The 13,127-nt window shown below is 34.1% G+C and carries 16 protein-coding genes; 11 read left to right on the forward strand and 5 right to left on the reverse strand.

Annotated elements, in window-relative coordinates; genetic code table 11:
• Nucleotides 1-14: 14 nt before the first annotated feature.
• The 3 genes from yidD to FOD82_RS03350 are packed head-to-tail and all read left to right on the forward strand — an operon-like array spanning nt 15 to nt 1,760.
• Nucleotides 15-308: a membrane protein insertion efficiency factor YidD gene (gene yidD / locus FOD82_RS03340; RefSeq protein ID WP_144355076.1), complete on the forward strand. Its 294-nt coding sequence runs from the start codon at nt 15-17 to the stop codon at nt 306-308.
• Between the two features lie 8 nt (nt 309-316).
• Nucleotides 317-544 (forward strand): DUF2969 domain-containing protein, encoded by a 228-nt coding sequence (locus tag FOD82_RS03345; RefSeq protein WP_144355077.1) that lies wholly within the window; start codon nt 317-319, stop codon nt 542-544.
• Between the two features lie 22 nt (nt 545-566).
• Entirely contained in the window at nt 567-1,760 is a 1,194-nt protein-coding gene (locus tag FOD82_RS03350; protein ID WP_144355078.1) for an FtsW/RodA/SpoVE family cell cycle protein, read from the forward strand.
• Nucleotides 1,761-1,826: 66 nt separating this feature from the next.
• Here the strand turns inward: FOD82_RS03350 and FOD82_RS03355 are convergent, their stop codons facing one another.
• The 5 genes from FOD82_RS03355 to rpsD all read right to left on the reverse strand — a co-directional run bounded on the left by FOD82_RS03355 (nt 1,827) and on the right by rpsD (nt 5,372).
• Nucleotides 1,827-2,291: a universal stress protein gene (locus tag FOD82_RS03355; RefSeq protein ID WP_144355079.1), complete on the reverse strand. Its 465-nt coding sequence runs from the start codon at nt 2,289-2,291 to the stop codon at nt 1,827-1,829.
• Nucleotides 2,292-2,341: 50 nt separating this feature from the next.
• Nucleotides 2,342-2,620 carry a hypothetical protein gene (locus FOD82_RS03360; protein WP_144355080.1) on the reverse strand — a complete coding sequence of 93 codons (279 nt, stop codon included), beginning with the start codon at nt 2,618-2,620 and terminating at the stop codon, nt 2,342-2,344.
• Between the two features lie 294 nt (nt 2,621-2,914).
• Nucleotides 2,915-4,216 (reverse strand): replication-associated recombination protein A, encoded by a 1,302-nt coding sequence (locus tag FOD82_RS03365; protein WP_144355081.1) that lies wholly within the window; start codon nt 4,214-4,216, stop codon nt 2,915-2,917.
• On the reverse strand, nt 4,217-4,684 hold the full coding sequence (locus FOD82_RS03370; RefSeq protein ID WP_144355082.1) for a YueI family protein: 468 nt from the start codon (nt 4,682-4,684) through the stop codon (nt 4,217-4,219).
• A gap of 76 nt (nt 4,685-4,760) precedes the next feature.
• The gene (gene rpsD, locus FOD82_RS03375) at nt 4,761-5,372 is read right to left on the reverse strand and encodes a 30S ribosomal protein S4 (RefSeq protein WP_144355083.1); all 612 of its coding nucleotides are present in this window, start codon (nt 5,370-5,372) and stop codon (nt 4,761-4,763) included.
• A gap of 287 nt (nt 5,373-5,659) precedes the next feature.
• On the opposite strand from rpsD, the gene ezrA reads away from it, so the two are divergent.
• The 8 genes from ezrA to FOD82_RS03415 all read left to right on the forward strand — a co-directional run bounded on the left by ezrA (nt 5,660) and on the right by FOD82_RS03415 (nt 13,039).
• Nucleotides 5,660-7,387 carry a septation ring formation regulator EzrA gene (gene ezrA / locus FOD82_RS03380; RefSeq protein WP_144355084.1) on the forward strand — a complete coding sequence of 576 codons (1,728 nt, stop codon included), beginning with the start codon at nt 5,660-5,662 and terminating at the stop codon, nt 7,385-7,387.
• A gap of 89 nt (nt 7,388-7,476) precedes the next feature.
• Nucleotides 7,477-8,634, forward strand: coding sequence for a cysteine desulfurase family protein (locus FOD82_RS03385; RefSeq protein WP_144355085.1), 1,158 nt, complete (start codon nt 7,477-7,479; stop codon nt 8,632-8,634).
• Entirely contained in the window at nt 8,634-9,854 is a 1,221-nt protein-coding gene (thiI, locus tag FOD82_RS03390; protein WP_144355086.1) for a tRNA uracil 4-sulfurtransferase ThiI, read from the forward strand. The genes FOD82_RS03385 and thiI overlap by 1 nt, the downstream gene beginning before the upstream one ends.
• A 59-nt stretch (nt 9,855-9,913) precedes the next feature.
• Nucleotides 9,914-10,621 carry a pseudouridine synthase gene (locus FOD82_RS03395; RefSeq protein WP_144355087.1) on the forward strand — a complete coding sequence of 236 codons (708 nt, stop codon included), beginning with the start codon at nt 9,914-9,916 and terminating at the stop codon, nt 10,619-10,621.
• A 67-nt stretch (nt 10,622-10,688) separates the two neighbouring features.
• Entirely contained in the window at nt 10,689-11,165 is a 477-nt protein-coding gene (locus FOD82_RS03400) for an SLAP domain-containing protein (RefSeq protein WP_144355088.1), read from the forward strand.
• A gap of 79 nt (nt 11,166-11,244) precedes the next feature.
• Nucleotides 11,245-11,532, forward strand: coding sequence for a type II toxin-antitoxin system RelB/DinJ family antitoxin (locus FOD82_RS03405; RefSeq protein ID WP_144355089.1), 288 nt, complete (start codon nt 11,245-11,247; stop codon nt 11,530-11,532).
• Nucleotides 11,532-11,840, forward strand: coding sequence for a type II toxin-antitoxin system YafQ family toxin (locus FOD82_RS03410; RefSeq protein ID WP_144355090.1), 309 nt, complete (start codon nt 11,532-11,534; stop codon nt 11,838-11,840). The genes FOD82_RS03405 and FOD82_RS03410 overlap by 1 nt, the downstream gene beginning before the upstream one ends.
• A gap of 68 nt (nt 11,841-11,908) precedes the next feature.
• On the forward strand, nt 11,909-13,039 hold the full coding sequence (locus FOD82_RS03415) for a glycerophosphodiester phosphodiesterase family protein (RefSeq protein WP_144355091.1): 1,131 nt from the start codon (nt 11,909-11,911) through the stop codon (nt 13,037-13,039).
• Nucleotides 13,040-13,127 lie beyond the last annotated feature (88 nt).

Below are 13,127 nucleotides of genomic sequence, written 5' to 3' on the forward strand. Positions count from 1 at the left end.
AGTGAGGGGATTACTTGCGTAAGGTTTTGATCTTTTTAGTTAAAATTTATCAAACTGTTATTTCGCCGGTACTGCCAGACAGTTGCCGATATTACCCAACTTGTTCGACGTATATGATTGATGCATTAAAAAAGCATGGTCCAATATTAGGATTAATTATGGGAATTTGTCGTATTTTACGGTGTAATCCGTTTGTACGAGGCGGAGTAGATCCGGTTCCTGATAAATTTACTATTTTTCGAAATCCGCATCCTGAGCGTTATGAAGATCCAATAATTGCGGAAAAATTTCACTCAGATAGCAAGTAGGAGGAATTATGTCAAAAAAATTAGTTAATATCGATGTTGAAGTAAATGAACTTAAGGGTAAGAGCCTTCCAACTTGGGAAGTTGTTATCCCTAATAAGAAGTCAATTGGTTTAATTGAAAAAGTAGAAGGTCGTTACCGCGCCACTACTACTAAGACTAGCAATGTTTTATTTGCTAAGAGCTTAGAAAGTTCTATTAATGACTTACTTTCATACTTTACTTTACACGAAAAGTAAAAAATAAAGCAGTGATTATTTAATGGTAGAAGTACAAAATAAAACAAGTCTAATTGATAGAATAGCTTGGAATATTGTTTTTCCAGTTATTGCACTTGCACTGATAGGACTATATGCAATTTATGTTGCAGCAACTAATGATACTAGTCATATAGGTACTCCAACCAGAGCAGTTATTATGCAAGGGTTGTGGTACTTAATCTCAATTGCAATTGTTATTTTTGTAATGCAGTTCGATGCGGAGCAACTTTTTCGAATAGCACCATATATTTATGGGATTGGAATAATTTTACTAATAGCAGTTTTATTCCTTTATAATCGAAGTGTTGCTGCAGATACTGGTGCTAAAAGCTGGTTCAAGTTGGGACCATTAACTTTTCAACCGTCTGAAATTATGAAGCCGGCATTTATCTTAATGCTAGCTAGAGTAGTAAAGGATCATAATGAAAAATATGGTCATACTATTAAGTCTGACTGGTTACTTATTGGTAAAATTATAGCTTGGCTTGCACCTGTTGCCATTTTATTAAAATTACAAAATGACTTTGGTACTATGTTAGTATTCTTTGCTATTGTAGGGGGAGTTATCTTAGTATCTGGAATAAGCTGGAAAATAATCATTCCACTTTATGGTACGGTTATCGTATTAGGTGCATTAGTCATTACGATGGTTGTTACTGCCGGTGGTAGAGCATTTTTAAGTCACTTTTTCCAAGCGTACCAATTTGCGCGAATTGATTCCTGGCTGAGTCCTGCCACTGATACTGGTTCTAGTGCCTATCAGTTATGGCAAAGTATGCAAGCAATTGGATCTGGACAGATTTTTGGTAATGGTTTTGGCAAAATCAGTGTTTATGTTCCCGTTCGTGGTTCTGACATGGTGTACTCCGTAATTGGTGAAACCTTTGGTTTTGTTGGAAGTGTTGCTGTAATTTTAATTTATTTGTATTTAATTATTCAAATGGTAAAAATATCGTTTGATACTCGTAATGCATTTTACTCATATATTTCAACTGGAGTAATTATGATGATCTTATTCCATGTATTTGAAAATATTGGTATGAGTATTGATCTTTTGCCCCTTACTGGTATTCCTTTACCATTCATTTCTCAAGGTGGTTCTGCCTTAATTGGAAATATGATTGGTATAGGTATGATTTTATCAATGAAATTTCATAATAAAGATTATATGTTCAGTACGGCTGGCGACTTTTAGATAATAAAAAACCTTCAGGTTTTAAGTGGTTAATCGCTTAGAACTTCTGAAGGTTTTTTATATGTATTATTCACTAAGAGCATCTTGAATTTCTTTGCTGCGACAAACGAGTACATCGCATCTAGCAGTACGTGTTACATATTCGGTAACACTACCAATCAATAATCGTTCAACAGCATTAAGACCAGTTGCCCCAACTACAATTAAGTCAATGTCATGTTTCTTAGGGAAGTCCATGGCAATGATAGTTTTAGGAGAACCAAATTCAATATGATAGTCGACATTTTTGATTCCGGCTTTAATTGCACGGCTCTTGTAGTCTTCCATTCTCTTTTTTGCATCTTCTGAAACTTGCTCAACCATTGCTGAATCAAAACTTGAAACGTTTTGGAATGAGCGAGTATCAATAACATGTAAAATTTCAAGGGTAGCTCCGTTACGCTTAGCAATTGCAGCAGCTTTGCTGAAAGCTAAGTCAGATTCTTTAGATCCGTCTACTGAAACTTGAATATGTTGATATTGTGTAAGCATTTTCTGCACCTCTTTCTAGTGTTTATTTTACCAAATTTAAGGCAAAAATATTAATCCTTTTGATTAATTGATAAACTAAATATCAAAATAGTTATTGAACCCAGTAATAAGGTGATTAAATTCATATATTTGTTTGCCAAAAATAGAATAAATACTCCTAAAATGGCTTCGAGCATTAATGCTATAGAAGTCCACTTTAAAATACTACCTAAACGAGGATTTCCGCCAACATCATAAATAATGAAGTGACCATTCCTTCTATGCCACATATACCAAGAGGTAAGAGCAAGGACAATAATAAAGATTCCCATTACAATCTTAATAGCCATTAATTTTTAACTCCAAACATAAAAAGAACGACCTTTGTAAAGGTCGTTCTCGCTAAAATTCAAAAGAAATCCGAGTTGACCAAACATAGCATAATGACGCTTGTTGAACCCGCAATGTTCAAAATTTGAGTTAATGTCGCAGCGAATATGGATCCTGGACAAAAATGCCAGTATTCCGATTCGGTAGTTATTCACTAACTCCCACGTCTTATAGTTTGATCGGTCAACTTTATACATTTAAGCTTGTCGATCAACTCAGATCACTTATTATAATACGCAATCTCAACTTAATTGTCAATCATTGAGCTTTTCAAATTGCATTTTCCGTAAAATCTCGTATTGCTTTTTGAGAGCTTTTTCAATTTTTGAATTACCTTTAGGTGTGAAATATTGTTTACCCATTAAATTATCTGGTAAATATTGCTGAGCAACCCAGTCGCCCGGATAATCATGAGGATAAATATAATCAAGACCTCTACCTAATTTCTTAGCACCTGAGTAATGAGCGTCTTTTAAATTATTAGGAATTTCTCCCAATTTTTTATTATGGATATCATTTAAAGCTGAGTCAATGGCAGTAATTGCGCTATTGCTTTTTGGGGATAAACATAATTCAATTACAGCATTAGCTAAGGGAATTCGAGCTTCAGGGAAACCGAGCGTCTGTGCAGCTTGAATAGCAATAAAAGCATGTTGGGCAGCCGCTGGATTAGCTAAGCCAATGTCTTCATAAGCAATTACTGTGAGTCTGCGACAGATAGAGATTAAGTCACCAGACTCTACCAACCTAGCTAAATAGTGAAGGGCAGCATCAGTATCAGAACCACGAATAGATTTTTGAAAAGCAGAAACTAAATCGTAGTGGCTGTCACCATCTGCATCGAAGTTTTGATTTTTCATTTGAATTGAATTAGCCATTTCTTCTTGAGTAATGGTGAAACTTGAGGAGTCGATATTTTTATCTATGAGTTCTTGTTTAGTAGATAAAACTGCAAGTTCTAGACCATTTAAGGTGGAACGTAAATCACCATTTCCTTTATCAATTAAAAGTTGCTTTGCATCATCACTGATAGCAGCATGATATTTCCCTAAGCCGTTTTCTTCATCTTTTAATGCGCGATCAATTGCAATTGAGGCATCTTTGTCAGAGAGAGGTTTAAGTTCAAAAATCTGACATCTTGAACGAATTGCAGGAGAAATAGAAATATATGGATTTTCTGTGGTAGCACCAATTAAAATAATCTGTCCCGATTCTAGTAGTGGCAAAAGAAAATCTTGTTTAGTTTTATCTAAACGGTGTATTTCATCTAGCAGCAAAATTACCGTGCCACTCATTTTTCCTTCTTCAGCTACCTGTTGCAGTTGCTTTTTACCATCGGTAGCAGCGTTAAGTTTCCTAAAAGCATATTTAGTAGAACCGGCAATAGCACTAGCGATGCTTGTTTTTCCAATACCTGGAGGTCCATATAAAATCATAGAGGAGAGCAGGCGAGCTTCTACCATTCGTCGGATTATTTTTCCTCTACCGATTAGATGCTCTTGTCCAACAACTTGGTTTAAATTTTGTGGACGCATTCGATAAGCTAATGGTTGCATTTACTTATCTCCATGAAATAGATGATGAAAAAAGTCATGCTTTTTTTCTGGAGCTGCTAATTCTGTTTTTGGCATCTCAGGAGGATAAACTTGACCGATTTCAACTCGCATTTTATTGATAGCATTTTTAGAGACTACTAAAATTGCAGTATCTTCAGGACCAGTTTTGGCAGTTTCATTATTTACTAAAGTAAATGGAATATTATTTTTACTACATGCTGATTCAACTTTTCCTAAAAAAGCATCATCATCAATGTTTCCGTTGATTAAAACTGTGTAACCTTTGTAATCATTGATATGTTCTAAAAACAATTTATCCAAGTCAGCATTATGAATTTCGGTATTATTCATTCTAACAAGAACTCGTTCTCTTAAAGACCCTAAATATCGGCGTCTTTCATCTGGTTTAGTTTGAGGACCTGCTCCTAAAGATGATTGTTTAAGTCTATCGTTTAAATCTTCTGTCATAAGATAAAACCTTACTTTCTATAATAAAAAAACCTTTCCCAAACACGGGAAAGGTTTTTTGAAATGAAACAAGAAATTAAAGTAACTTGTTGTACCATTCAACAACGAGTGCTTCGTTGATTTCTGGGTTCATTTCGTCACGTTCTGGTAAACGTACAAGAGTACCTTCCATCTTGTTGTCATCGAAAGATACGTATGCTGGACGAGCAGTAACTGCTTCCAAAGCATCCTTAACTTCTTGTAAGTTCTTTGACTTATCCTTCAAACCAATAACTTGGCCTACTGAAACTTCGTATGAAGGAATGTCAACACGCTTGCCATCAACAGTGATGTGACCATGGTTTACCAATTGACGAGCTTGACGACGAGTAGTAGCCAAACCTAAACGGTAAACGATGTTGTCCAAACGACGTTCAAGTAAAATCATGAAGTTAGTACCGTGTTCGCCTTCACGAATCTTACCAGCACGTGCAAACATGGTTCTAAATTGACGTTCGTTCAAACCGTACATCCAACGAAGCTTTTGCTTTTCGTGTAATTGTTCACCGTATTCTGACAAACGACCACGTTGGTTAGGACCGTGTTGACCTGGAGCGTAGTTACGACGAGCAAGTTCCTTGCCAGTACCTGAAAGTGAGATACCTAATCTTCTTGAACGCTTCCAACTTGGACCTGTATATCTTGACATAAAAAATATCCTCCAATAAAATCTAAATAATAATTTTTGGAGTAAAATATTACAAATAAGTTCAACATTCGTGCATCTTAATTTTCATTTTCGCCCGTTGCAGCGTGGGTTACTCATTCACTGGAAAAAGCGTATCAAGATGTTGACGTTCTTGTCACTTATTGCTGCAAATATTTTACACGAACTCAATTATATAGAGCTTAGAAGAATAAATCAAGAAAAAGCGCATCTTTTATCCCGCTTTTTATGTTGTTTTGGTATAATTGACTTAGTTTTGGAGGAAAAGCATGTCATCAGTTGAAACTCTAATTATTATTTCAGTTATTATTTTAATTATCGTCGTCGTTGCCTTCATGTTAATTATGAATCGTAAACAGCTGCATCAAATCGAAATACTAGATAAAGTAATCGAAAAAATTGAAAAGATGCATCTAGAACGCGATATAGACCGTTTAGACAAAATGGATTTAGCCGGTGAAAGCTTAACTACACTGAACACATGGCGCAAGAGTTATCAGGAAAATTCAACAATTAAACTTCCTGAAGCACGTCATTTAGTAGAAGAGGCTGCAGATCAAAATACCAGCTATCGTTTGTTTAAGGCTCGTAAAAACATTAAGAGGGCACAAGAAATTATTAAGCAAGTTTATGAAGATGCCAAAAATACAAAGGAAGTCTTTACAGAACTACTTGAATCTAATCGTGAAAACCAGGTGCAATATGATGCACTTATTAAAAATTATCGTGAGATTAGAAAAATGGTTTTGGCAGATTCATTTGATTATGGTGTCTCACTTGAAGAAGTTGAAAATGAACTTTCCAGTATGGATAATGATTTTGATCAAGCTAAAAATTTATCTTCTCAAGGAGACCATGTTGAGGCAAAACGCGTATTATCAAAGATTCGCAATGATTTAAAAAACTTGCAGGATGAATTACCTAAACTGCGAGAAGGTCATCATCAAATTGAATCTGTCTTTCAAGATCAGTTGCGTGAGTTATCAAATACTTATAAAAATATGATTTCAGAAAAATATTATATTACTGAAATCAATATTTTTGATGAAATTAAGAAGATTCATGTTGAGATTGATGCAGCTCGTAATTTGTTAGCTGGTTTAAAAATTGAAGAATTAATCAAAAAGAATCAAGAAATTTCTAAACAGATTGATGGTCTTTATACTGTTTTAGAAAAAGAATATAAAGCACGTCCATTTGTGGAAGAAAATCGTGATAAAATGCTTTCGCTTATTACTCATCAACAAGTTGCTTCTAAAAAGCTTGTTGAAAAGCTCAACCATATTGATGAAAGTTATGAATTAACTCATGGCGAACTAGAAGAAAGTCAGAAACTTGAAAAAGAAGTTAATGATATGAGCCGTAAATATACCGAGGAAATTCAAAAGATCACTGATGGTAAAGGGGTCTATTCAGAAATTCAAGATTCATGGTTGGCAATGCTCGATAGATTACGTGAGATTGATGCAGAACAAAAGAAGATGTCACAAGATGTTGATGGGTTGTATGAATCAGAAAACGTTGCTAATGATTCAATTGCTCAATTTAAACAAGAAGTATCTTTAGTCTATCGCAGACTTGAACGGCGTAATTTACCAGGTAATCCCGAATCATTTGTTCAAATGTATACTCTAGTGGTTAATGAAATTGGACATGTAAGTGAGGAACTTAGTCGGGTAAGAATTAATATGGAAAGAATTTCTGACGAATTAATTCAAATTTCAGATGATGTTGAACGTTTAAAGCGTGAGGCCGATGATATTATTAATTCTGCTAACTTGGTTGAACTTACTATGCAATATTCAAATAAATATGCAAAACAAGAATCAATTAAGCGAGCACAAGAAAAAGCACTTAGATTTTATCAACAAGATTATGATTATAAAGGTGCTTTAGATATTATTGCCACTGCTATTGAAAAAGTAGAGCCAGGTTCGTATCAACGTCTAGAAAATTCATATTACTCTGAAAAAAATCATAAAGAAAACGAAGCTTAAAAGATTGAAATTAGAGCAATTTCTAGTTACAATTAGTAAGTATTGTTAAACGGTCAATCTGACCGTTTTTTTAAAGGGGTTAATGTATCGTGATATATTTTGATAATAGTGCAACAACACAGATTAATCCGGAAGTTTTAGCAACTTATAATAAAGTAGCTACTGACATCTGGGGCAATCCATCTAGTTTGCATAAGTTGGGTGATCGGTCACACCAGTTGCTTGAAGCTTCACGTAAGCAAATTGCAGAATTATTGGGCGTAAAGCAGCATGAAATTTTCTTCACTTCTGGAGGTACTGAGTCTAATAATACTGCCATTAAAGGTACAGCCATTCAAAAGCGAGAATTTGGTAAGCATATTATTACTTCTAGTGTTGAACATGCTTCTGTTGCTAATTCTTTTACAGCTTTAGAAAACTTAGGCTATCGCGTAACTCGTCTTCCTGTTGATAAAAAGGGTCGAGTTAATGTCAATGACTTGCGTAATGCTCTTGATTCAGATACTACACTGGTTTCAATTATGGGTGTTAATAATGAAATTGGTACTATCCAACCTATTGAAGAAATTAGTGACTTATTAGAAAATTATCCAACTGTTCAATTCCATGTTGATAATGTTCAGGCACTTGGCAAGAATATTTGGGAGCAAGTTTTTACGCCACGAGTTGACTTATCTAGTCTCTCAGCTCATAAATTCCATGCACCACGTGGAATCGGTATTCTTTACAAAAAAGAGGGTAAAATGTTAACACCACTTCATGATGGTGGGGGACAGGAAAAAGGTCTTCGTTCAGGAACTGAAAACTTACCAGCTATTGCAGGCATGGCAAAAGCAGTTCGTCTTCTTTTAGAAGATGAACCTGAAAAAGCAAAAAGAGAATTAGCAATCAAGCAAAAAATTACTGATTATCTAAAAGATAAGCCTGGGATTCATATCTTTTCACCAATTGATGGTTTTGCACCACATATTTTATGTTTTGCATTAGAAGGAATTCGTGGCGAAACTTTAGTTCATACTTTAGAAGAGCAAGATATTTTTGTATCAACTACTTCGGCTTGTGCTTCTAAGACTGCCGATGAAGCAAGTACATTAGTTGCTATGAAAGTTGATGATAAAATTGCAACAAGTGCAATTCGTCTTAGCTTTGATGAAAGTAATACAATGGAAGAGGCAGATAAGTTTATCGAAGTATTTGATAAGATTTATAAGCACTTTGCAAAAATTAATCACTTAGGAGAAAATTAATGGTTAAATACACAGAAGTTATGATTCGCTATGGTGAATTGTCAACTAAAGGTAAGAATCGAAAGGACTTTATTGGACGTTTAGCAGGAAATGTTACTAAAGTCTTGAAAGATTTTCCAGAAGTTGAAATTCATCCACGTCATGATAGAATGCATATTGTTCTTAATGGCGCACCTTTTGAAGAAATTGATAAGCGTTTAAAGAAAGTTTTTGGTATTCAGACTTACTCACCTGCTATTAAAGTACCAAAAACATTAGAAGATATTGAAAAAACATCTTTAGAATTGATGCAAGACACATTTGAAGATGGAATGACTTTCAAAGTAAATACTAAGCGCAGTGACCATAAGTTTGAATATGATACTAACCAATTAAATAGAATGGTTGGGGATTACTTATTTGATAATATGGAAAACTTAGAAGCTGAAATGAAACATCCGGACTTAGTATTGAGAATTGAAGTTCGTCAAGATGCGGTTTACATTTCTAATCAGTTGCTTCATGGTGTGGGAGGGATGCCAGTTGGTACTGCTGGAAAGGCAGTTATGATGTTATCTGGTGGTATTGACTCACCGGTTGCTTCATACCTCGCACTTAAGCGCGGTGTTGATATTGAAATGGTTCACTTCTTTAGTCCACCTTATACCAGTGATAAGGCTTTGGCTAAGGCAAAGGAACTCACAGGAATTTTAGCAAACTATTCTGGTAAGATTAACTTTATTGCTGTTCCATTTGCAGAAATTCAAGAAACTATTAAAGAAAAATTGCCAGAGGGCTACTTAATGACTATTCAACGTCGTTTTATGCTTCGTTTAGCTGATCTTATTCGTCAAAAACGTGGTGGACTAGCAATCTTTAATGGTGAGTCAGTTGGTCAAGTTGCGTCCCAAACTTTGGAATCTATGGTTGCAATTAACGATGTAACTACAACACCAGTTCTTCGCCCTGTTGCTACAATGGATAAAACTGAAATTATTGAACGCGCTCAAGAAATTGGTACTTTTGATCTTTCAATTGAACCATTTGAAGATTGTTGTACAATTTTTGCGCCACCTCGTCCAAAGACTAAACCAAAGCTTGATAAGGCACGTGAATACGAAGCCCGTCTTGATGTTGATGGTCTTATTCAAAGAGCTCTTGATGGTATTGAAGTAATGCCAATTTATCCAAATCAAAAGTTCTTAGATGATAAGGCTCAAGAAGACGCAGATTTATTGTAAAATAAAAACGCTAGGAAAAAACCTAGCGCTTTTTTCTTAGATTAAAATAGGAACGTAGTATGAGAATTGATAAATATTTAGCCAATATGAATGTTGGTTCGCGTAAAGATGTTCATAAGTTGATTAAACAAGGAATCGTAACTATTAATGGAGAAATTGTTAAAACACCAAAGCAAAAAGTAGCAGATACTGATGAAGTGATGGTAGGAGAAGATGTAGTCACTTATCAAAAGTATCATTATTTTTTACTTAATAAGCCTAAAGGGGTCCTATCTGCGACAGAAGATCGAAGTCAGCGAACTGTAATTAGTTTGCTTAGACCTGAAGATCGTTATCAAAATTTAGCACCAGTAGGTCGACTTGATAAAGATACGACAGGACTACTTTTATTAACTAATAATGGTCAGCTTAATCATGAGCTCTTAGCTCCTAATAAGCATGTTGATAAGGTTTACCAAGCTAAAATTGCAGGAGTAGCAGATGAAGAAACTATAAGAATTTTTGCACAAGGGATGACATTGGGAGATGGCACTCAATTAAAGCCTGCTAAATTAAAAGTTTTAAGTCAAGATAAAGTAAACGATAGTTCAGAAATTGAAATTAAAATTCAAGAAGGAAAATATCATCAAATTAAGAGAATGTTTGGTGCTTGCGGGATGAAAGTGGTTGAACTTCATAGAATTTCAATGGGAAATTTAATTCTTGGTAATTTGCCTCTAGGTGAATATCGTGAATTAAGTGGAGAAGAAATAAAAACAATAAAATAGTTTGGATAAGAAGATAAAAAATAATATAATATTCTTAGAGAAAATAAGTGAGAGGAGTTGTTTGAAAATGAAGAAAAATATCAAATTTGGAGCAATTGCAGTTGCACTTTTAGCACTCGCTCCAGTATTTTCAAGTACAACTATTGTTAAGGCTGATGTTCAAAAAGCGGTTACTGAACAAAGTGTAGTAACTAAACAAAATACTGGCGATATAGTAAATGTTACTATGAAGCGTGGTGGCTTCATTTATGACCAAAATGGTGACTTTGCAGTTAATAACCAACGTTACATTTTCTTTAAAAAAGGGAAAACTTTAGGTGCTTGGAATAAAGGTAAGGTTGTAATTATTAATGGAGAAAAGTTCTACCAAGTTGGTGAGAATGAGTATGTTAAGTTTGACTGCATTAAATCTAAGAAGAATAAGAATGGTCAAAAAAAGCATTTGAAGAAAGCTAGTAAAAAAGCTATCAAGAAGAATAAAAATAAAAGAATCAACAAGAAGCTTGCTAAGAAGTTAGCAAAGAAAGTTATCGTTGTTGAATAAAAATTTGAGGATGTAAATCCTCATTTTTTGTTTGTATATCTATTGTATGTTATAATGACATACAAAGGAGCTGATAAAAATGAGTACTACAACGATTCGATTAGATGATAATCTAAAAAAACAACTAAGTAAGCAATTAAAAGCTACCGGTTTAAGTATTAATGCATATTTTACTTTAGCTGCCAAGCAACTTGTTATTCAAAAAAAGGTTCCGTTTGAAATATTGACAGAACCTGATATTCCTAATGAAACTACTAGAAAGGCTATGTTAGAAGCTGAGGCAAAAGCAGAAGGTTTAATTCTGGATAATTCTCCTCGCTTTGATAATATAGATGATTTAATTGAATCATTAGATAAAGAAGATTAATGTATATTTTAACTTATGACTCACAATTTAAAATTGACTATAAAAAATTTAAAAAAGAACATCCAGAATTAAAGCCTGATTTAAAAAATGTCTTAGAACAATTACGTAATAAAGGAACCGTAGAAGCCAGTTATCATCCACACATTTTGAATAATTGGGGTGGAAATTATAACGGTCATTATGAATTGCATTTAAGTGATGGTAAAGTAGATGTGCTGGTACTTTATTTGCCTCATAAGACTAATCCAACTATTAGGCTAGTAAGATTAGGATCTCATGGGGAACTTTTTCAAGGTCCTGCTAAGTAGTTATACAAAGAATTGATTTATATAAAAAATGGGGATGTAAATCCTCATTTTTTATTAGGGATAGAATAATGAAAATAATTAAAAAAATGTCTTTTATATTAGTATTGCCATTTTTGTTTGGTTTTACTAATATTGCCCATCGCGGTGATAATGGATTAGGACGCTATACTGAACATAGCTTTCAAGCGTATGATCATGCAGTTATTAATGGAGCGGATTATTTGGAGCTTGATTTACAAAAAACGCATGACAATGTTTTGGTAGTTAGTCATGATAATAATTTGGGACGAGTTTTTGGAATAGATCAAAATATTGAAAAGAGCAACTTTCAGGATCTCCGAAATGTAAAAAATCGAGCTGGTGAATCACTTCATTCACTTCAAGAAGTATTTACTCGTTATAAACCTGATAAAATCAAGTTCATGATTGAAACAAAAGACGGTCAAATTGGAATGGAACAAGTTCTAGTTAAGTTAATTAAGCAAAATGGTTTAGAAAATAGAATTTTATTTGAATCGTTTTCACTAAGTTCGCTTAAAAAGTTAGCCAAACTTGCACCAAACATTCCTAGAACTCAGCTTGGTGGAGATTATCACGATATTAGCAACAATCAATATTTTTCAAATGGTTTTTATGATAAAAATGCGGCAGAATATTTAAGAAAGCATGATAAAGGTTATATCTTATGGGGCGTTGAAAAATCATCTATTATGCAAAAGATGATAGCACACGGAGTTACTGGCTTAATTACGGATTTTCCTGAACGATTGAAAAATGTTATGTGGCAAAAAACAGTATTACCAGTGCATGCAATTGATGCTGTAATGAAAGTTGAGAAACCTTTTGCAATTGTGAAAGATAGTTATCAAATTTTGCCAAAAGGAAGTTTAGTAAAAGTAGATAAGCTAACTTTGCAAAATGGTAAACTAAAGTATGGCTTTAATAATGGCTGGCTTAGTGAAGTTGATGTTACAGCTATAAATAGGGATGCGCCATATAGTGAACAAGGGAAAATATTTTTAACACGTTCTGCATCATTGTGGCGTGATCCATTGGGAGATAAGAATTTAGATAGAAGTTTACGAGCAAATAGCAAGTGGAATTATTTTGCAGTAAGCAGCGTGAGCGGGCATAAATTTTATAATCTTGGTAGTAATCAATGGATTGATGGTAGGGATGTTAGTGAAGAGAGGAGGTAATTTATGGAAACTTCTGCAAGTACAATGTATTAAATTTAATTAGCAGCTTACATTAGTAAGCTGTTTTTTTAGTGAATTAAAAAACAAA

This window comes from Lactobacillus sp. LL6, from assembly GCF_007570935.1.
Taxonomy (GTDB): Bacteria; Bacillota; Bacilli; order Lactobacillales; family Lactobacillaceae; genus Lactobacillus.